The 17,644-nt window shown below is 74.7% G+C and carries 17 protein-coding genes and 1 pseudogene; 8 read left to right on the top strand and 10 right to left on the bottom strand.

The window, feature by feature from the left end; translation table 11 throughout:
• The first annotated feature begins 55 nt into the window (after positions 1-55).
• Together ACZ6NC_RS21120 and ACZ6NC_RS21125 are read left to right on the top strand one after the other, a co-directional pair.
• A complete protein-coding gene (locus ACZ6NC_RS21120) occupies positions 56-544 on the top strand; it encodes a GNAT family N-acetyltransferase (RefSeq protein ID WP_465735001.1) in 489 nt (162 codons plus the stop codon).
• 68 nt (positions 545-612) lie between these two features.
• Positions 613-1,713 (top strand): serine hydrolase domain-containing protein, encoded by a 1,101-nt coding sequence (locus ACZ6NC_RS21125; RefSeq protein ID WP_465734911.1) that lies wholly within the window; start codon positions 613-615, stop codon positions 1,711-1,713.
• 135 nt (positions 1,714-1,848) lie between these two features.
• Here the strand turns inward: ACZ6NC_RS21125 and ACZ6NC_RS21130 are convergent, their stop codons facing one another.
• The 3 genes from ACZ6NC_RS21130 to ACZ6NC_RS21140 all read right to left on the bottom strand — a co-directional run bounded on the left by ACZ6NC_RS21130 (position 1,849) and on the right by ACZ6NC_RS21140 (position 4,279).
• Positions 1,849-2,517, bottom strand: coding sequence for a vitamin K epoxide reductase family protein (locus tag ACZ6NC_RS21130; protein WP_465734913.1), 669 nt, complete (start codon positions 2,515-2,517; stop codon positions 1,849-1,851).
• Positions 2,518-2,581: 64 nt separating this feature from the next.
• Positions 2,582-3,412 carry a DsbA family protein gene (locus tag ACZ6NC_RS21135; protein WP_465734915.1) on the bottom strand — a complete coding sequence of 277 codons (831 nt, stop codon included), beginning with the start codon at positions 3,410-3,412 and terminating at the stop codon, positions 2,582-2,584.
• 189 nt (positions 3,413-3,601) lie between these two features.
• A complete protein-coding gene (locus tag ACZ6NC_RS21140) occupies positions 3,602-4,279 on the bottom strand; it encodes a hypothetical protein (protein ID WP_465734917.1) in 678 nt (225 codons plus the stop codon).
• 382 nt (positions 4,280-4,661) lie between these two features.
• Here ACZ6NC_RS21140 and ACZ6NC_RS21145 point away from each other — a divergent pair, with 382 nt between their 5' ends.
• Positions 4,662-5,552: a CHAD domain-containing protein gene (locus tag ACZ6NC_RS21145; RefSeq protein ID WP_465734919.1), complete on the top strand. Its 891-nt coding sequence runs from the start codon at positions 4,662-4,664 to the stop codon at positions 5,550-5,552.
• 4 nt (positions 5,553-5,556) lie between these two features.
• On the opposite strand, the gene ACZ6NC_RS21150 is transcribed toward ACZ6NC_RS21145, so the two are convergent.
• Positions 5,557-6,351 carry a uracil-DNA glycosylase gene (locus tag ACZ6NC_RS21150; protein WP_465734921.1) on the bottom strand — a complete coding sequence of 265 codons (795 nt, stop codon included), beginning with the start codon at positions 6,349-6,351 and terminating at the stop codon, positions 5,557-5,559.
• A 162-nt stretch (positions 6,352-6,513) separates the two neighbouring features.
• Here ACZ6NC_RS21150 and ACZ6NC_RS21155 point away from each other — a divergent pair, with 162 nt between their 5' ends.
• On the top strand, positions 6,514-7,530 hold the full coding sequence (locus ACZ6NC_RS21155; protein ID WP_465734923.1) for a slipin family protein: 1,017 nt from the start codon (positions 6,514-6,516) through the stop codon (positions 7,528-7,530).
• Between the two features lie 38 nt (positions 7,531-7,568).
• Positions 7,569-8,033: a CBS domain-containing protein gene (locus ACZ6NC_RS21160; protein ID WP_465734925.1), complete on the top strand. Its 465-nt coding sequence runs from the start codon at positions 7,569-7,571 to the stop codon at positions 8,031-8,033.
• A 45-nt stretch (positions 8,034-8,078) separates the two neighbouring features.
• On the opposite strand, the gene ACZ6NC_RS21165 is transcribed toward ACZ6NC_RS21160, so the two are convergent.
• Entirely contained in the window at positions 8,079-8,492 is a 414-nt protein-coding gene (locus tag ACZ6NC_RS21165; RefSeq protein WP_465734927.1) for a PaaI family thioesterase, read from the bottom strand.
• A 200-nt stretch (positions 8,493-8,692) separates the two neighbouring features.
• On the opposite strand from ACZ6NC_RS21165, the pseudogene ACZ6NC_RS21170 reads away from it, so the two are divergent.
• A pseudogene (locus tag ACZ6NC_RS21170) lies at positions 8,693-8,812 on the top strand (SAM-dependent methyltransferase); the annotation flags it as partial.
• 39 nt (positions 8,813-8,851) lie between these two features.
• Here ACZ6NC_RS21170 and ACZ6NC_RS21175 read toward each other — a convergent pair.
• Complete coding sequence (locus ACZ6NC_RS21175; RefSeq protein ID WP_465734929.1) at positions 8,852-11,758, bottom strand: FAD-binding and (Fe-S)-binding domain-containing protein; 2,907 nt, start codon at positions 11,756-11,758, stop codon at positions 8,852-8,854.
• A 125-nt stretch (positions 11,759-11,883) separates the two neighbouring features.
• Here ACZ6NC_RS21175 and ACZ6NC_RS21180 point away from each other — a divergent pair, with 125 nt between their 5' ends.
• Both ACZ6NC_RS21180 and ACZ6NC_RS21185 read left to right on the top strand, forming a co-directional pair.
• The gene (locus tag ACZ6NC_RS21180) at positions 11,884-12,357 is read left to right on the top strand and encodes a hypothetical protein (RefSeq protein WP_465734931.1); all 474 of its coding nucleotides are present in this window, start codon (positions 11,884-11,886) and stop codon (positions 12,355-12,357) included.
• Positions 12,335-12,538, top strand: a complete 204-nt coding sequence (locus ACZ6NC_RS21185) for a hypothetical protein (RefSeq protein WP_465734932.1) — start codon at positions 12,335-12,337, stop codon at positions 12,536-12,538. Before ACZ6NC_RS21180 ends, ACZ6NC_RS21185 begins: the two co-directional genes overlap by 23 nt.
• A gap of 6 nt (positions 12,539-12,544) precedes the next feature.
• Here ACZ6NC_RS21185 and ACZ6NC_RS21190 read toward each other — a convergent pair whose 3' ends face one another.
• The 4 genes from ACZ6NC_RS21190 to ACZ6NC_RS21205 all read right to left on the bottom strand — a co-directional run bounded on the left by ACZ6NC_RS21190 (position 12,545) and on the right by ACZ6NC_RS21205 (position 17,593).
• Positions 12,545-13,576 carry a glycosyltransferase family 2 protein gene (locus ACZ6NC_RS21190; protein WP_465734934.1) on the bottom strand — a complete coding sequence of 344 codons (1,032 nt, stop codon included), beginning with the start codon at positions 13,574-13,576 and terminating at the stop codon, positions 12,545-12,547.
• Positions 13,577-13,821: 245 nt separating this feature from the next.
• Complete coding sequence (locus tag ACZ6NC_RS21195) at positions 13,822-14,517, bottom strand: aggregation-promoting factor C-terminal-like domain-containing protein (RefSeq protein WP_465734936.1); 696 nt, start codon at positions 14,515-14,517, stop codon at positions 13,822-13,824.
• A gap of 567 nt (positions 14,518-15,084) precedes the next feature.
• Positions 15,085-15,981: an EI24 domain-containing protein gene (locus tag ACZ6NC_RS21200; protein ID WP_465734938.1), complete on the bottom strand. Its 897-nt coding sequence runs from the start codon at positions 15,979-15,981 to the stop codon at positions 15,085-15,087.
• 151 nt (positions 15,982-16,132) lie between these two features.
• The gene (locus ACZ6NC_RS21205; protein ID WP_465734940.1) at positions 16,133-17,593 is read right to left on the bottom strand and encodes an amino acid permease; all 1,461 of its coding nucleotides are present in this window, start codon (positions 17,591-17,593) and stop codon (positions 16,133-16,135) included.
• Positions 17,594-17,644 lie beyond the last annotated feature (51 nt).

A 17,644-nucleotide genomic window follows, 5' to 3' on the forward strand; every position in this document is an offset into this window, starting at 1 on the left:
AACCATGGAGAGCATCACGGAGACGGCCGTCCTGCAGGACAGCAAGGGCGACAGCATCGAGATCCGCGTCACCGGCTACGGCCACCCGGACGCCCAGCGCCTCTCGGCCGAGGTGCAGGAGGAGTACGTCCGCCGCTACGGCGACGGCGACCTCACCGTGCTGCACCCGGACGACTTCGAGCCGCCGGCCGGTCTCTTCCTGATCGCCTACCAGGCCGGCGAGCCGGTCGCCTGCGGCGGCTGGCGGGCCAAGAAGGCCGACCCGCACGGCCTGCGGGACGGCGACGCCGAACTGAAGCGCATGTTCGTCGTCCCGGCCGCCCGAGGCCGCGGCCTCGCCCGGGCGGTGCTGCGCCGCCTGGAGCAGACCGCCGCCGAGGCCGGGCGGGCCCGGATCGTCCTGGAGACCGGCACCGAGCAGCCCGAGGCGGTCGCGCTCTACACCTCCGAGGGGTACGAGCCGATCCGGAAGTTCGGCCTGTACCGCGAACACCCGCAGAGCATCTGCCTCGGCAAGGACTTCGGCGGCGCGCCCGCCGTCTGACCGGGCGCCCGCTGGGTAGGCTCCCGGCGGACCGGCCGACGGGCGGCCGCGGGGGCGGGGGGCAGGGCATGGACGAGCCGACGCGGGCGAGCGCACCTCCCGTCCCGCTGTCGGCCCCGGCCCCGCTCCCCGATCTGGCCGCCCCCGGCGGGGAGCTGGAGCGGCTGGTCGCGGGCGGGCTGCGCGCGGTCGGCTCCGGCGCGGTCTGGGCCGTCGGTGACGCCGGTGGCCGGCGCGGCGGCGGCATCACCGGCGTCCTCGGCCAAGGCCCGTACGGGCGGCTGGACATGGGGCCCGACACCGTCTTCGACCTGGCCAGCATCACCAAGATCGTCGCACTCTGGCCCTGCGCAGGGGTCCTCTGGCAGGCCGGCCGGCTCCCGCTCGACCGGCCCCTCGGCGACTACTGGCCGGCCGCCGCCGGCCGCCCGACCGGCGTCGTGACGGCCCGTCAACTGCTCACCCACACCGCGGGGATGCCGCTGCGCACCCGGTTCGCCGAGCTCTACGGGCGCGACCGGGCGGCGATCCTGGCCGGTGTCCTCGCCGCCCCGCTGCACCGGCCGCCCGGCACCGCCGTCGAGTACACCGACCGGGCCGCCGTCCTCCTCGGCCATCTGGTCGAGTCGCTGGCCGGCGCCCCGCTCGACGCCCTCGCCGAGCGGCAGGTGTGGCAGCCGCTCGGCATGACGGACACCTGGTACGGCCCGCTCGGCCCCGCCGAGACCGCCCGCACCGCGCCCACCGAGCACGAGGAGCTGGCCGGCGCCGTGCTGCGCGGCGTCGTCCACGACCCGTCGGCCCGGCTGCTCGGCGGCGTCTCCGGCAACGCCGGCGTCTTCTCCACCGCCCGTGACCTCGAACGGTTCCTCACCGCGCTGCTCGATCCGCCGGCCGGACTGCCCTGGGGCGGTGACTGGATCGCCGAATCGCTGCGCGAACAGACGGGCGGCCTGGCCCCCGCCCGCGGCCTCTCCTGGCTCTGCGCCGCCGGCACCGACCCGGCCGAGGGCACCTTCGTCCACTACGGCTTCACCGGCACCGGGATCTGGGTCTCCCGCCGGCTCGGCCGCTGGGCGCTGCTGCTCACCAACAAGGTCCACTACGACCGCGAGTTCCAGCCGCTCACCGACCTGCGCAACGCCTTCCGCCGCGCCGTCTTCGGCTGAGCCGCGCCCGCCGCCGGGCCGGCCGGCCCGGACCGTGGCCGAGGCGCGGACGAGTCGAACCCCAGGAACGGCACGGGTGCGGCCGGGCATGGTGCTGCCGGGCATGTCGGTGCCCGGCAGCGAGGTGACCGGCGGTCAGATCAGGGTGGACCAGTAGTACCAGAACCGGTTGAGGATCATCAGCGCGATCACCGCCGCCCACAACACCGGCAGCGCCCAGTGGTAGCGGGCCGCCTCGCGCACGACCACCCGCAACCGCGGCCCGACCGGGATCACGCCGGTCCGCAGGTTGTGCAGCGTCGTGTACCAGAACAGCGCCACCACCGTCGCCCAGACCACCATGCAGTACGGGCAGAGCGCGCCGATCTCGTACAGCGCCTGGTCGATCAGCCAGTGCACGAAGACGACGCCGAACACGGTGCCCGCCTGCAGGCCCAACCAGAACCAGCGCCGGTACGCGGCGCCGGCCAGCAGCCCGGCCCCGACCGCCGCCAGCGCGCCGAACGCGGCCAGGCCGATGAGCGGGTTCGGGAAACCGAAGACCTCGGCCTGCTCGGTGCGCATCACCGAACCGCAGCTGATCACCGGATTGATGTTGCAACTGGGGATGTACGACGGATCCTCCAGGATGCGGAGCTTGTCGAAGGTCAGGACGGCCGAGGCGGCCAGCCCGATCAGCGCACCGAGGAGGACGAACAGGGAGAACACCCGGCCCGCGCCGACCGGGGCGCCGCCCGGCGGGGCGGCTTCGGTGGCGGCGGGACGGGAGGGGTTCACGGGGTTCACGGCGGTCGGGGCGGTCATGGCAGAGCACTCCGGTGGGCGAGAAGGGCCGGCCCGGCCGGGGTGTCGGCCGGGCCGGTGGTGCTCACTGCAAGCCCGCGGCCTGCTTCACCTGCGTGGTGAACTGCTCCGGCGTCACCGCACGGTTCCCGCTGAACAGGGTGATCGGCTTGCCGTCCAGCTTCACCGTCGGCGTGCCCGTCACCCCGCTGTCGTTGAACGCGTCCGCGACCTTCGCCGCCCACGGCGCGTAGGTGCGCTCGGTGACCGCCTTCACGAAGGCGTCCGTCTTCAGGCCCGGCACCTTGTCGGCCAGGTCCAGCAGGTGGTTGACGTTGCCGAAGCCGTCCTCGCGCTCGTCCGGCTGGTTGGCGTACAGGACGTCGTGGAACTGCTTGAACTTGTCCACGCCCTCGTTGAGCGCGGCCCCGACGGCGGCCAGCGCGGTGCGCGAGCCCCTGCCGCCGAGGTTCTTGTCCAGGAACGCGGCCAGGTGGTACTCCACCTTGACCGTGCCGTCGTCCGCCAGCTTCTTGACGGTGTCGCCGTTGGTCTCCTCGAAGTTCTTGCAGACCGGGCAGCGGAAGTCCTCGTAGACCTGCAGGGTGTGCGCGGCGTCCGCCTTGCCGTAGGTGATCACGGTGCCGTCCGGGCCGCCGGCGTTGGCCGGGACGACCAGCGCGGTCGGCTCGGCGGCCGCCGCGGTGTCGGAGGACGACTTGTCGCCGCCCGCCGCGGTGATCGCCAGCGCCGTCCCGCCCGCCAGGGCGAGCACGGCGACGATCGAGACGGCGACCACGATCCGCTGCCGGCGCTTGGCGGCCAGCTGCTCCAGGCGCTGCGCCTCCTGGATCCGCTGGCGGGCACTGATCCGCTCGGACTGCTTACGGGTGGGCTTGTCGGTGGGCTGGGCCATGGTGGGTCAACTCCTGTACGCGGCGCGCGGGAGCGCGCGGGGATGCCCGCCTCGGCGCGGCGGCGGCGCTGGGCGCCGGCGCGTGCGCGGGGACGAGGGGGCTCGGTCGGTGAACGCGGGAGTTGTGCGCGCTGCCTGCGCGGGCAGGCGTCGGACGCTGCCGAGCAGCGGGGTGACGGACGCCAGGCGTCAGCAGGCAGGCGCGAGGACCGGCGGACCGCGCCGGGGCGCAGGGCTGAGCACCACGGCCTCGCGGCGTGGCCGCGGACGGTCCGAGGCGGGCAGCGGCACCCGCAGCACCGGGCGGACCGGCACCGGCGCCAGCAGCAGGAGCAGCGCCCGCAGCGGGGCCGCCACCGACTGGCGCAGTGCCCGCAGTGCCCGGGTCAGACCCGACAGGGCGGCGTCGCCCAGCCGCAGCCAGGCGGCCGCGGCCAGCGCCACCAGCAGGTGGACCAGCAGCACCAGCAGCTGGGTCACCGCCGGCGCGACCGGCCCGGTATGCCCCAACTGCCCGGAGAACAGCGACCCGTCCACCGAGCCGCCGCCGCACACCAGCAGGTTCATGCCGCGCGCGGGGACGTGGTCCGCCCCGAGCACCGGACCACAGCCGGTCTGGCCCAGGTTGAAGGTCGTGTTGAGCAGCAGCTCGACCGGGACCAGCACGGCCGAGATGTGCAACAGCCGCCGTTCCCCGCCGGCCAGCGCGGCCGCCACCAGGAAGACGACGACGGTCGCGGCGGCCACCAGGGTCAGCGGCAGCGGGCGACCGGTGATGACGACCTGGCCCAGCGCGGACAGCGGCACGGCGAGCGCGGTGAACACCGCGGCCCGCAGGGCCCTCGTCGCAGGGGTGGAAGTCGTCACGCCCCGGAGTATGCCACGGCGCTTACATCCCGCACGAGGGCGCGTCGGGGGCCGGCGGGCAGCCGCCGCACGGGATTGCCCGGCGGAGGCCGACCGTTCGCGGGCCAGGGGCGCGGAGTTCACCGGCGGGACGGGTCCGGGGCGGCGCGGAGGGGTTCCGGGCCGTCAGCATCCGGCCCCTGACAGCCCGGATGCTGACGTACGCCGTCCCCGTGCGCCCTCGACCCGGACCGGCGCCGGGGCGAACTGTCCGAGATCACCACCCCGGAGCGGAACACCTACCGGCTCCGCGCCGACCACGCCGCCGCCCACCGCCCCGCCCGGGGCGTGGCGGGCTAGCCTGGAAGGCGTCCCGGAGGCCCCGACGAGGGGGTGAGTGCGCGTGGGCGCAGACGGTCCCACGGTCGGTGCGGTGGTGCTCGACCGGATCGGGGAGCAGGCCGCCGTGCTGGCCGGACTGGACGATGCCGTGCGGGCGGACCAACCCGACGCGGTGCACCGGATGCGGGTGGCCTGCCGGCGGCTGCGCAGCGCGCTGCGGACGTACCGGAGGCTGTTCGCCGCCGGGGCCACCGACGAGCTGGTGGCCGAGCTGCGCTGGCTGGGGGCGGCGCTCGGGCGGGCCCGGGACCGGGAGGTGCTGGGCGAGCGGCTGGTGGCGCGGGCACGGGCGCTGCCGGCGGTGTGCCGTCCCGAGCGGGTGGCGGCCGAGCTGGAGCGGTGGGGGCGGGCCGAGTACCGGCGGGTCCGGCCCGAGGTGGTGGCGGCGCTGGACAGCCCGCGGCGGCGCGCCCTGGCGGACGGCCTGGCCGCGCTGCTGGCCGAACCGCCGCTGCGCGGGCGGGCGAAGCGGGCCGCCGGGCGGGAGCTGGCCAGGGTCGCCGTACGGGAGCAGCGGCGGACGGCGGAGCGGGTGCGACGGGCGCTGGCCGTCGGGCAGGACGGCACCGGGCCGGGCCGGGACGAGGCCCTCCACGAGGCCCGGAAGGCGGCGAAGCGGGCCCGGTACGTGGGTGAGACGGCACTGCCGGTGGGCGGCCGGGCGGCGGAGGAGTACGTCGAGCGGATGAAGGCCGTGCAGGACGTGCTCGGGGAGCACCAGGACGCGGTGGTCGCGGCGGAGGCGCTGCGGCAGCACGCGGAGGCCTCCGGCGAGACGTTCGGATACGGCGTGCTGTACGCGCAGGAGCTGGCGGCCGGCGAGGCGGCACGGCGGGAGCTGCCGGCGGTCTGGGCGCGCGCGGCGAAGCGGAAGGCGGCGCGGTTCGGCTGAGCCGCTACTCCTCCTCGCTCGGGGTGAGCCCCGCCGAGCGGGCGGCGGTGCGGAGCAGGTCGCGCAGCATCGGGGTGGTGAGCCGGCCGGTGTTCGTGTTGCGCGGGCTGACGTGGTAGCACCCGTACAGCTCCAGCGGAGGGCCGCCGTCGCGGGCCGGCAGGGTGACGTGGGCGCCGTGGCCGAAGGCGGGCCGGGGGCGGGGGAGCTGCCAGCCGGCGGCCTCGACCGCGGGGAGCAGCGCCTGCCACGCGAAGCCGCCGAGCGCGACCACGGTCCGGACGGTGGGCCGCAGCAGCTCCAGCTCGCGGACGATCCACGGGCGGCAGGTGTCGCGTTCGCCGGTGGTCGGCTTGTTGTCGGGCGGCGCGCAGCGGACCGGGTCGGTGATCCGGACGCCGTGCAGGCGCAGCCCGTCGCCGTACCGGACGGACTCGGGGCGGTTGGCCAGTCCGAGCCGGTGCAGGGCGGCGTAGAGCAGGTCGCCGGAGGGGTCGCCGGTGAAGATCCGGCCGGTGCGGTTGGCGCCGTGGGCGGCGGGGGCGAGGCCGACCAGGACGAGCGGGGCGTCGGGCGGGCCGAAGCCGGGGATCGGGCGGGCCCAGTAGTCCCAGTCGAGGTAGGCACGGCGCTTGGTGCGGGCGGTCTCCTCGCGCCACCGGACCAGGCGTGGGCAGGCGCGGCAGCCGGTGACCACCCGGTCGAGCGCGGCCAGCCCCTCGGCCCGGGCGGCGGCCGCGGCGGGGTGGCGCGGGTCGTCGGGGTCGGCGGCCGGGCCTCCGGCGGCGGGCTGGGGCATGGCCCCGATCCTAGGGCGTGGCCGGACACCACCACGGCTGCCGAGTCCGCGCGTTCCGGCGGCGCCCGCGCAGGCGTAGCGTGGAATCAGCTGCTCCGGCGGCTCCCGGCTGGGCCGGGTCGGCGACCGCCGGGACTCGCTGCTGCGCGCGAGGAGGCCGTGATGGTCGTCGATGTGGTGTTGGGAGTCATTGTCGGCGTGATGCTGCTGACGGCCTTGGTGGCCGGGTTGAGTCTCCGGGTGGTCCAGCAGTTCCAGCGCGGCGTGGTGTTCCGCTTCGGCAGAGTGCGCGACGAGGTGCGGGATCCGGGGCTGGTGATGCTGATGCCGGTGGCGGACCGGCTGCGCAGGGTGAACGTGCAGATCGTGACGATGCCGATCCCCGCCCAGGAGGGCATCACCCGCGACAACGTGACCGTGCGGGTGGACGCGGTCGTCTACTTCCGGGTGGAGGACCCGGTGAAGGCGACCGTCAACGTGCAGGACTACAACTTCGCGATCTCGCAGGTCGCGCAGACCTCGCTGCGGTCGATCATCGGCAAGAGCGAGCTGGACGACCTGCTGGCCAACCGCGAGCCGATCAACCAGGGCCTGGAGTTGATGATCGACAGCCCGGCGCTCGGCTGGGGCATCGAGATCGACCGGGTGGAGATCAAGGACGTCGCCCTGCCGGAGTCGATGAAGCGCTCGATGTCCCGGCAGGCGGAGGCCGAGCGGGAGCGCCGCGCGCGGATCATCACGGCGGACGGCGAGTACCAGGCGTCGGCGCGGCTGTCGGAGGCGGCGGCGGTGATGAGCGCGACCCCGGCGGCGCTCCAACTGCGGCTGCTGCAGACCGTGGTGGAGGTCGCGGCGGAGAAGAACTCGACGCTGGTGCTGCCGTTCCCGGTCGAGCTGCTGCGGTTCCTGGACAGCGCGGCCGAGGTGCAGCGGCAGTCGGCCCGAAAGGGGGACGGGGGCGGGGAGGAGGAGGCGGCGGTCCGTCCGGGCACGGAGGGGCCGCGGCTTCCGCCGGTGGAGCAGCTCGAACTGCCGCCGCTGGAGGAGCTGCTGGAGCACTCGCCGCTGGAACCGCCGTCCGACCCGCCACCGGACGGGGGCCGTCCGGAGGCGTCGCCCGACGGAGCGACCGCGGGGCCCGGTGGCGGCACCTCCGGGGCCGGACCACGATTGGAGTAAGCGGCAGCGGCAGTGACAGGCACGTCAGGAGGCCGATCATGACCAGAGCCAGCGACATCATGCACCCGGGCGCGGAGTGCATCCGCGAGCACGAGACGCTCGCCACCGCAGCCCGGATCATGAAGGAACGCGACGTCGGGGCGTTGCCCATCTGCGGTGAGCGGCAGAAGCTGCTGGGCATCGTCACCGACCGGGACATCGTGCTGAAGTGCGTCGCCGAGGGCCGCGACCCGGCGGAGGTCACCGCGGGCGAACTGGCCCAGGGGCGGCCGATGACGGTCGAGGCGGACGAGGACGCCGAGCAGGTGCTGCGGGTGATGGAGCAGTACCGGGTGCGCCGGCTGCCGGTGATCAACCACCCGGAGCACGAGCTCGTCGGGATGATCAGCGAGGCCGACATCGCCCGGGGGCTGCCGCAGGCCCGGCTGGCGGAGTTCGTCTCGGCGGTCTGCGCGGAGGAGAACCCGAGGTCGACGGAGGTGCAGCAGCCGCAGGGTGTGTAGCGGCGCGGGGCCTGTGGCGGCCGGGCGTGTGACCGGCGACGGGCCTCAACCGGCCAGCGCGTACACGGTGGTGGCGTGGGCGGCGGGCTCGTCCTCGCCCTCGGCGGTCAGGGTGATGTCGAGGAAGGCGATCCGCCGCCCCAGCTTGGTGACCCGGGCGTGCACCAGGACGTCCCGGCCGGTGACGGCACGCTGGAAGCTGGTCGACTGCTGGACGGTGGTCATCGGCCCGAAGCCGCCCAGCGCCGCGGAGACCGCGACGACGCTCGCGGTGTCGGCGGCGGCCATCAGCGCCTGACCGGACAACCCGCCGCCCTCGCGCGCCAGTCGGTCGGACCACGGCAGCCGCAGGACGGCGTGCCGTGGGCCGGTCTCGGTCACCGAGAGGCCGAGCTCCTGCACCCAGCGGGCGAAGTTGTCGGCGAGGATCTTGTCCGCCTCGGCGGTGGTCAGCGTCATGCCGTCATTGTGGCGGGCCGGGGTGGGCGGTGTCAGCGATTCGTCCGGTGCGCGTCCGGTGTGCGCGTCCGGGGGTGCGCGCCTTTGCGGTGCGCGCGTCTGGGGTGCGCGCGTCCGGGGTGCGGGCGTCGCAGGTCTCGCCCCGCGGCGGTGCCCGCGATCCGGGAACTGCCAAGCCCTGTCCGGGAGTCACCGTCGACGGCTACGAGCTGCTCGACCCGGGCGTGACCCTGGTCCACCACTGGCGGCCCGACGCGGACGCCGCCCCCGTGCGCGACCAGGACATCGCGATGTACGGGGGCGTGGCGGTCAAGCGCTAGCGCCGGCTACCCAGACCGAAGGCGTGCGGGATCGAACCGTCATCGGCCCTCGCGCAGTGCCCGCTGCATCAGCTCCGCGAGGTGCAGCGACTGCCGCCCTTCGGCGAGTTGGGAGATCTGGGTGCGGCAGCTGAAGCCGTCGGCCAGGATCACCGTGGACTGCGCGGCAGCCCGGACCTCCGGGAGCAGGACGCGTTCGGCGATCGCCTCCGACACCTCGAAGTGGCCCTGCTCGAAGCCGAAGTTGCCGGCCAGGCCGCAGCAGCCGGAGTCCAGGACCCGGTTCCGCAGGCCCATCCGGGCCTCGACCCGGCGGTCGGCGGCGGTGCCGAGCACGGCGTGCTGGTGGCAGTGGGTCTGGGTGATCGCGTCGACGGGGGCCTGGGGGAGCGGGGCGTCCGGCGCGTACTCGTCGACGAACTCGGCGAAGGTGCGGGTCCGCAGGGCGAGCGGGCGGCCGTCGGGGCCGAGCAGGCGGGGCAGGTCCTCGCGCAGGGTGGCGGTGCAGCTCGGGTCCATGCCGACCACCGGGGTGTCCTCGGGCAGTCCGGTGGCGGCCAGCGCCCGCAGGCTGCGGCGCATCACCCGCCGGGCGGTGCCGAGTTGGCCGGTGGAGTACCAGGTCAGGCCGCAGCAGACCGGGCCGGCCGGCAGCCGGACGTCGAAGCCGAGGTGTTCCAGCACCTCGACGGCGGCGCGCAGCACGTTCGGCTGGAGGTGGTCGGAGAAGGTGTCCGGCCAGAGCAGCACGGGCCGGGCGCCGGCCGGGGCCGGGCCGGCGGCGCGGTGGCGGCGGTACCAGCGGGTGAAGGTCTCGGGCGGGAAGACCGGGACGACCCGGCGCCGGTCCACCCCGCCGAGCCGCTTCAGCAGCCCGGCCGCGGGGGAACGGGCGACCAGGTTGGCCGCGCCGGGGGCGAGGGCGACCGCCCGCAGCCAGAGCGGCAGCCAGCCCATCGAGTAGTGGGGGAGGGGCCGCGGCCGGTGGCGGTAGTGCTGGTACAGGAACTCGGTCTTGTAGGTGGCCATGTCGACGTGGACCGGGCAGTCGCTCGCGCAGCCCTTGCAGCCGAGGCAGAGGTCCAGCGCCTCCCGGACCTCGGGCGAGTGCCAGCCGTCCGGGATCGCGCTCCCGGTGGCCCCCGCGCCGCCGCGCAGCATCTCGGCGAGCAGCCGGGCGCGGCCCCGGGTGGAGTGCCGTTCCTCGCTGGTGGCCATGTAACTCGGGCACATCACCCCGGTGTCGGGATCGACGCACTTGGCGACGCCGACGCAGCGGCGCACCGCCTTGGCGAGGCTGCCGCCGTCCTGCTCGTAGGGGAGGGCGAGCGGCAGTTCGCGTACCGGCCCGGCGAAGCGCAGGTCGGAGTCGAGCGGGCGCGGGTCGACCAGGGTGCCCGGGTTGAGCAGGTTCTCGGGATCCCAGATCCGCTTGAACCCGCCGAACAGGCCGATGATTTCGGGCCGGTACATGCGTGGCAGCAGCTCGCCCCGGGCCTGCCCGTCGCCGTGCTCGCCGGAGAGCGAACCCCCGTACGAGACCGCGAGATCGGCCGCCTGCTCCATGAACTCCCGGAACACCAGCACCCCTTGGGGCTCGGTGAGCGGGAAGTCGATCCGCAGGTGGACGCAGCCCTCGCCGAAGTGCCCGTACGGGATTCCGCGCAGACTGTGCCGGCGCAGCAGTGCCCGAAGGTCGCGCAGGTAGTCGCCGAGGCGCTCCGGCGGGACGGCCGAGTCCTCCCAGCCGGGCCAGGCCTCGCCGCCCCCGGGCAGCCGGGTGGCGATCCCGGCGCCGGCCTCGCGCACCCTCCACAGCTGACGCTGCTCGCCCGGGTCGGTGACCAGGGCGACGGCGGCCGAGGGCTCGCGGCGCACCGCGTCCGCGAGCCCTCGGGCGGCCTGGTAGGCCTCCAGCGCGGTGGCGCCACCGACCTCCAGGAAGAGCCAGCAGGAGCCGTCGGGCAGCCGGTCCAGTGCCGGTGGGCGCGGCCCGGCGGCGAGCAGCGCGGCGATCAGGTCGGCGGCCATCCCCTCGACGGTCAGCGGGCGCAGGGGCAGCAGTGCGGGCACGGCGTCGGCGGCGGCGGTCTCGTCGGGGTAGCCGGCCACCACCAGGGCGCGGACCGGCGGCTCCTCGACCAGCCGGACGGTCGCGCCGAGCAGCAGCGCGCAGGTGCCCTCGGTGCCGGTGAGCGCCCGGGCGAGGTCGTACCCCCGCTCGGGCAGCAGCGCGTCCAGCGGGTAGCCGGAGGTGCGGCGGGGCAGGTCCGGCATGCCCTGGCGGATCAGGGCGAGATTGCGGTCGGTGAACTCCTGGAGATCGCGGTGGAGTTGGCCGGCCCGGCCGGGCAGCTCCAGCAGTGCGGCGCGCTCGTGGGGCCCGAGCGGGCCGCCGACGGTCAGCTCGGTGCCGTCGGCGAGCAGCAGGTCCAGCGACTCCACGTTGTCGGCCGTCCGCCCCCAGGCCACCGAGTGCGCGCCGCAGGAGTCGTTGCCGATCATGCCGCCGAGCGTGCACCGGCTGTGTGTGGACGGGTCCGGCCCGAACCGCAGCCCGTGCGGGCGGGCGGCCCGCTGGAGGTCGTCCAGGACGGCGCCGGGCTCCACCCGGGCGGTGCGGCGGTCCCGGTCCACCCCGAGCACCGCGCCCAGGTGGCGCCGGAAGTCCAGGACGACGGCGCCCGGGCCGATCGCCTGCCCGCCGATGCTGGTCCCGGCCCCGCGCGGCACCACCGGCACGCCGTACTGGCGGCAGAGCGCGAGCGCGGTGCGCACGTCGTCCAGGTCGGCCGGCTTGACCACGCCGAGCGGCAGGTGGCGGTAGTTGGAGGCGTCGTGGCTGTAGACGGTGCGTTCGGCGGCGCCGAAGCGGACCTCGCCGCGCAGCGTGGCGGCCAACTCCCGGGCGAGGTCGGCGCCGGGGTGGGCGGACGGTCGGCTCACGGTGGTCCTCCCGGGGTGGGGCGGGCTGGCGTACCGCCGCCGATCATCGCAGCCGGGCCCCCGCCCGCGGTACGGGCCACCCCGGGGTACCGCCGACGGGGTGTCATCTGGGAGGGTCGACTGCCATGATCACCGAGGACGAGACCGGCGACACCGCCGGAACCAGCCCCTACCTCGCCGGCCTGCCGATCGGCGAGCGCCCGCCCCTCCCGGTCGACGGCGCCCACTCCTGGGACATCTTCCCGTTCGAGGGCGAGCTCCGGGCCAAGGTGCTCGACGCGCCCGAGCTGCCCGAACCGCCCCGCCAGGGCGATGACGGGCCGGAGAGCTGCCGGCAGTGCGCCCGCCCGGACGCGGACTTCCTCTGGACGGACGAGCACTGGCGGCTGAGCACCGCCGAGGCCCCCTCCGGACTGCCCGCCGTCGTCCTGCTCCAGCCGCGCGACCACCACGACCTGCTCGACCTGCCGCCCGGGCGCGCCGCCGAGCTCGGCCCGATGCGGATGGGGGCACCTCCCAGCCGAAGGCTGGGGGAGGGTCGAGGCGGCCCTGCTCTCGCTCGGCGGCATCGCCCGGGTGCACGTCAACAAGTGGGGTGACGGCGCCGCGCGCCTGCACCTCTGGCTGATCGCCCGGCCCGAGGGCATGATGCAGCTGCGCGGTTCCACCCTCCCGCTCTGGATGGACGTCCTGCCGCCGCTGTCCGCCGAGGCGTGGGCCGCGACCGCCCGGCGGATCGCCGCCGCGATGGCCGCCGACGGCGGCACCGCCCACGCGTGACCGCTGTCAGGAAGCCTTGCGCCGCGCCGAGCCCGTGAGGGTGCCCTTGGCGATGTGCGAGAGCTTGGCCATCTCGAACGCCGGGTAGGCACCGCCGGCCAGCAGGGAGAACTTCACGCCCTCGCGGCCGGCCGGCCGCCGGTGCCCGGCCGGCAGGAACCGGCGGTGGTGCTCGGCGGCGCGGTGGAAGAACTGCGGACGCTCGGCGCGCGACACGCACCCGGCGAGGTCGAAGACGAAGAGGTAGTGCCGGATCATCCGGATGAACAGCGCGTCCCGGAGGGTGTCCAGCTCGGGCCGCCCGGCCACCAGTTCGTCCAGCTGCGCGAAGCTCCGCTCGTACTGCTCGAAGATGTCGAACCGGCTGCTCCCGGGCGAGCCGGTGGGGTGGACGGTCTCGCGGCGGCGCAGCTGGACGCAGGCGCGTGACAGTACGGCGATCCGCCCGGCGGTCAGCATCGCCCCGTGGACCGGCGCGATCTCCTCGTACCGGCCGTCCGGGAAGGCCAGCTCCCGGCCCTGCCAGTGCTCGCGGCGCAGCAGCCGGTCCCAGGCCAGTGCGGGCGCGCCGACCAGCTCGGGGTGGTCCAGCGGCCCGAACACGTCCGGCCCCGCCTCGGCCAGCAGTGCCTCCGCGCCGCCCGGCCAGTCCCGCCCGCCGTGCCGCCGGGTGTGGCCGAACAGCAGCACGTCCACCGGCCCGGTCTGCGCCAGCCGGTCGGCCATGGACCGCAGGGCGTCCCGGGGCAGCAGGTGGTCGGCGTCCAGGAAGAGCAGGTACTCGCCGCGCGCCCGCGCCGCCCCCGCGTTGCGGCTGACGCCGACGCCGACGGCGGCGTGCAGGTGGAGCACCGTGACCTGCGGGTGCCGGGCCGCGAACGCGTCGACGAGCCCGGCCGGGGAGTCGGGGGACCGGTCCGCGACCACGATGACCTCGAAGTCGCGGAAGGACTGGGCGAGCAGCGAGTCCAGGCACTCCGGGAGCTGTTTCTGCTGGTCGTAGGCGGGGAGTACGACGCTGATCAGAGGTGAGGGCATGAGGCCGGAGCGTAGGAGCGGATGCGGGAGGTGGCAAAGGCCTGACGTCCCGTAATTCTGAGCAATACCCGTCAAATCGTACGAGCGTGCGCCATATCTTCACCCGTCGTGCCGGGCGCGTCCACGTCAGCACCGCACCCGGCGGCCCCGTGGGCGGGAAGCGGTTCGGTGGGCGGGAAAGCCGAGGACCCCGCGCGGAGTTCCGCGCGGGGTCCTCGGCTATGCCCTGGTGAGTCGGGGCCGGCTTAGTACCAGTGGTGCGACTGCCAGAACGACCAGGCGGCGCAGGGGCTGCCGTAGCGGGAGTTCATGTAGTCCAGGCCCCACTTGATCTGGGTGGCCGGGTTGGTGCGCCAGTCGGAGCCGGCGGAGGCCATCTTGGAGCCGGGGAGGGCCTGGACCAGGCCGTAGGCGCCGGAGGAGGCGTTGACGGCGAGCGGGTTCCAGCTGCTCTCGTGGGAGACGATGTTGCTGAAGCACTGCAGCTGGCCGGCCGGGACGATCTGGGCGGCGATGTCGCGCGGGCTGCCGGAGTAGCTCGGCTTGGCGTTGAGGGCCGGGCGCTGCTGCGAGCGGGAGGCGGCGGCCTGGGCGTCGGCCTTGGCCTTGGCGTCCGCCTGGGCCTTCGCGTCGGCCTCGGCCTGCGCCTGGGCGGCGGCCTGGGCCTGCGCGGCAGCGGCAGCGGCGTCCGCCTCGGCCTGCGCCTGGGCGGCGGCCTGAGCCTGGGCGGCCGCGGCAGCGGCGGCGTCGGCCTGGGGGGCCTCGGCTGCGGCCGGCTGCCCGTCCACGGAGACCCCGGCGACCCCGGCCACCGGGGCGGCGGCCTCGGCGACGTTGCCGCCGCTCTGCGGGATGGCGAGGGCGGCGGTGGCCGCGCTCGCCACCACGAGGGTGGTGATACCGGTGATCAGCGAGTTGCGGCGGGCATGGCTGAGCTGCATGGAGCGGACGATCCTTTTCCGTCGGGGGCCGCGTCGGGAGCACGGGGGCATCCGGCACGCGGGGCGGGGCTCGGGTGAGCGGGGGCCCGCAATGCCGTCCGGGACGGCCATGGCACCCCGGCGGTGAGGGCGGGGCGGGCGGGGTGCGCGGCGGCCGTGGGGCCGGTCCGCGCTGCCTGGCGACGGGCCATTCTTGGCAGAGCGCGGCGCGGGCGGCAAAGGCGCCAGGTACTACGCGCAGTAGTGGGTGGGGCGGGGGGAACGACGAAGCGCCCGGCCATGGCCGGGCGCTTCGAGATGATTTGTCCGTTTTGTTCAAACAGGGGGTGAATCGCTTGCACCGTCGACGAACAATCGGCCCGGACGGGCCCGCCGCCTGCGTTCTTCCGGTCTCCCGTCGGCTCCCGGCCCGGGGCTGGCCGGTCCGGCCGCCCCGCCCCCGACCCTCCGGGCCGCCTCCGCGCGCGGCCGACCACTATCGACGGCAGTAGACGGGAAAGGCCGTGTGGGCGGCTTCACACCCGGGCCGCCCGCCGATGGGCGCAGGGTGACCGGCCGGTCACCGGATCAGTGGCTCCGGTACGGGTTGTGCTCGGCCGCCACCGGAGCGTTCGCGTACGGGTTGCCGGGCACCGGCTGCTGCTCCGTGTACGCCGGGTAGGAGGGGAAGCGGGGGGTGGACCCGTCGGCGGGGCCGTCCTCCTCTTCCTCCTCGCTCTCGGCCTCCTCGACCGGCACCAGGTCCCGGCCCAGCAGCGTGGCGCCGGCGACGGCCCCCGGCATGGCGAGAACGGTGACGAACGGGACCAGGAAGGCCAGGATCAGCGGCACGCCGAAGCCGAGCGCCAGCCCGAGGCGGGCACGCAGCAGCCGGATCCGCTCGCGCTGCGGCACCCCGCGCCGCTGGAGGGCGACCGCGGTCAGCTCGACCGCCATGAAGAAACCGGAGACCAGGAAGCCGGCGACCGGCACCAGCGTCTGCCCGACCACCGGGATGAATCCGCAGGCGAACAGCAGGATGCCGAACCCGGCCACCCGGACCAGCACGTACAGGCTGTCGCGTGCCGAGACCACCAGCTCACGCCAGAGCGGAACGTCCGGCGGGGTGGGCGCGCCGCCCTCGCTCTCGTCCACCTTCTCGCAGAGCGACTCGTAGAACGGCTGGCCGACCAGGAGCGTGACGGCGGTGAACGTGATCAGCGAGATCAGCAGCCCGCCGCCGAAGACGATCAGCGCGAGCGCGCCGCGCAGCAGGCCCTGCCAGGGCGAGCCCCAGTCGTCGGCGAAGGGGGTGGCCCAGGCGGCGAGGTCCTCCGACCAGTCGCCGAGGAACCCCAGCGCCACCGCGTATCCGATCAGGGTGAGCAGCGCGGGGATCATCCCGAACGCCCACCAGCGGCCGTGCCGCCCCACCCACTTCTGGCCCTTGGCCAGGTACCCCATCCCCGCCACAAGATCTCGCATAGGGGGAAAGGGTAGGGGCTGGCCGTCGGCTGGTCATATCCGCCTCGTCATGGTCCGGTGCCGAAGCGGAGTCCGAGGCGGAGACGGCACCGGACCCGGGAGCCGCCGCAACGGCTCCCGGGCCCGGTGTGCACGGGCGGCGCGGTCCGGATCAGGCGGCCGGTGCCACCGCCGCGGCCCGCCGCCGACGGCCCACCACGGCCGATGCCGTCAGCACGATGGCTGCGGCGACCAGCGACAGGTACATCTGCTTGCGCCCGTCGGCGTCGGTGAACATGTACGCCATCACGAACCCGATCATGCCGATGGCGGCCCAGGTGAGGTAGGGGTACAGCCACATCCGCACGGTCAGGCGCTCCGGCATCTCGTTCTCGATGATCTTGCGCATCTTCAGCTGGGAGAAGCAGATCACCAGCCAGACGAAGAGCGCGACCGCGCCGGAGGAGTTGAGCAGGAAGGAGAAGACGGTGTCGGGGGAGGTGTAGTTGAAGAAGACGGCGACGAAGCCGAAGACCACCGAGGAGAGGATGGCGACCAGCGGCACGCCGCGCCGGGTCACGGTGGCGAAGGCCTTGGGCGCGTCACCGCGCTGGCCGAGCGAGAACGCCATCCGCGAGGCGGTGTACATGCCCGAGTTGAGGCAGGAGAGCACGGCCGTCAGCACGATCACGTCCATCACCTGGCCGGCGCCCGGGATGCCGACGTGCTCCAGCACGGCCACGTACGGGCTGCCCTTGACGGCGTCGGAGTCCCACGGCAGCAGGGTGACCACGAGCAGGATCGAGCCCAGGTAGAAGACGCCGATCCGCCAGATCACGCTGTTGGTGGCCTTGCTGACCGCCTTCTCCGGGTCCTCCGACTCGCCGGCGGCCAGGGTGACGATCTCGCTGCCCATGAAGGCGAAGACGACTGTCAGCATGCCGGTGAAGACCGCTCCCACACCGTGCGGCAGGAAGCCGCCGTGGCCGGTCAGGTTCTCCGTGCCGACCGCGTGGGTGCCGGGCAGCAGCCCGAACGCGGCCAGGACGCCGATCACCAGGAAGGCGGCGATCGCCACCACCTTGATCCCGGCGAACCAGAACTCGAACTCGCCGTAGGAGGCGACCGAGAAGAGGTTGGTGGCGGTCAGCACCGCCATCACGATCAGCGCCCACCCCCACTGCGGCACCCCGGGCACCCAGTTGTTGAGGATCTTCGCTCCGGCGGTGGCCTCGACGGCCAGCACCACGACCCAGAAGAACCAGTACAGCCAGCCGATGGTGAACCCGGCCCAGCGGCCGAGTGCCCGGTCCGCGTACGCGGAGAACGAGCCGCTCTGCGGGTCCGCCGCGGCCATCTCGCCGAGCATCCGCATCACCAGCACGACCAGCACACCGGCCAGCGTGTAGGAGAGCAGGATGCCGGGGCCGGTGGACGCGATGCCCGCGCCGGAGCCGACGAAGAGGCCGGCGCCGATCACGCCGCCGATCGCGATCATCGACAGGTGGCGGTTCTTGAGCCCGGGCTTCAGGTGCCCGTCGGCGCCGAGGCCGGGTGTGCCGTGGCCGTGGTCTTGCCGGGTGCCGGCGTCGACCGGCGACTTCTCGGCCGAGGTGGTGGTTTCCGCACTCATGTGAGGGTGTCCTGTTGCCTTTCCAGCGCGGCTGACCCTCGGCTCGTTCAC

Source organism: Kitasatospora sp. NPDC041988 (assembly GCF_055588525.1).

Bases quoted from the DNA above. Each gene is read 5' to 3' on its own strand.
- ACZ6NC_RS21150 (WP_465734921.1), bottom strand. From the start codon at position 6,351: ATGCCCCAGCCCGCCGCCGGAGGCCCGGCCGCCGACCCCGACGACCCG.
- ACZ6NC_RS21165 (WP_465734927.1), bottom strand. From the start codon at position 8,492: ATGACGCTGACCACCGCCGAGGCGGACAAGATCCTCGCCGACAACTTC.
- ACZ6NC_RS21160 (WP_465734925.1), top strand. From the start codon at position 7,569: ATGACCAGAGCCAGCGACATCATGCACCCGGGCGCGGAGTGCATCCGC.
- ACZ6NC_RS21130 (WP_465734913.1), bottom strand. From the start codon at position 2,517: ATGACCGCCCCGACCGCCGTGAACCCCGTGAACCCCTCCCGTCCCGCC.
- ACZ6NC_RS21190 (WP_465734934.1), bottom strand. From the start codon at position 13,576: ATGCCCTCACCTCTGATCAGCGTCGTACTCCCCGCCTACGACCAGCAG.
- ACZ6NC_RS21200 (WP_465734938.1), bottom strand. From the start codon at position 15,981: ATGCGAGATCTTGTGGCGGGGATGGGGTACCTGGCCAAGGGCCAGAAG.
- ACZ6NC_RS21135 (WP_465734915.1), bottom strand. From the start codon at position 3,412: ATGGCCCAGCCCACCGACAAGCCCACCCGTAAGCAGTCCGAGCGGATC.
- ACZ6NC_RS21195 (WP_465734936.1), bottom strand. From the start codon at position 14,517: ATGCAGCTCAGCCATGCCCGCCGCAACTCGCTGATCACCGGTATCACC.
- ACZ6NC_RS21205 (WP_465734940.1), bottom strand. From the start codon at position 17,593: ATGAGTGCGGAAACCACCACCTCGGCCGAGAAGTCGCCGGTCGACGCC.
- ACZ6NC_RS21125 (WP_465734911.1), top strand. From the start codon at position 613: ATGGACGAGCCGACGCGGGCGAGCGCACCTCCCGTCCCGCTGTCGGCC.
- ACZ6NC_RS21180 (WP_465734931.1), top strand. From the start codon at position 11,884: ATGATCACCGAGGACGAGACCGGCGACACCGCCGGAACCAGCCCCTAC.
- ACZ6NC_RS21155 (WP_465734923.1), top strand. From the start codon at position 6,514: ATGGTCGTCGATGTGGTGTTGGGAGTCATTGTCGGCGTGATGCTGCTG.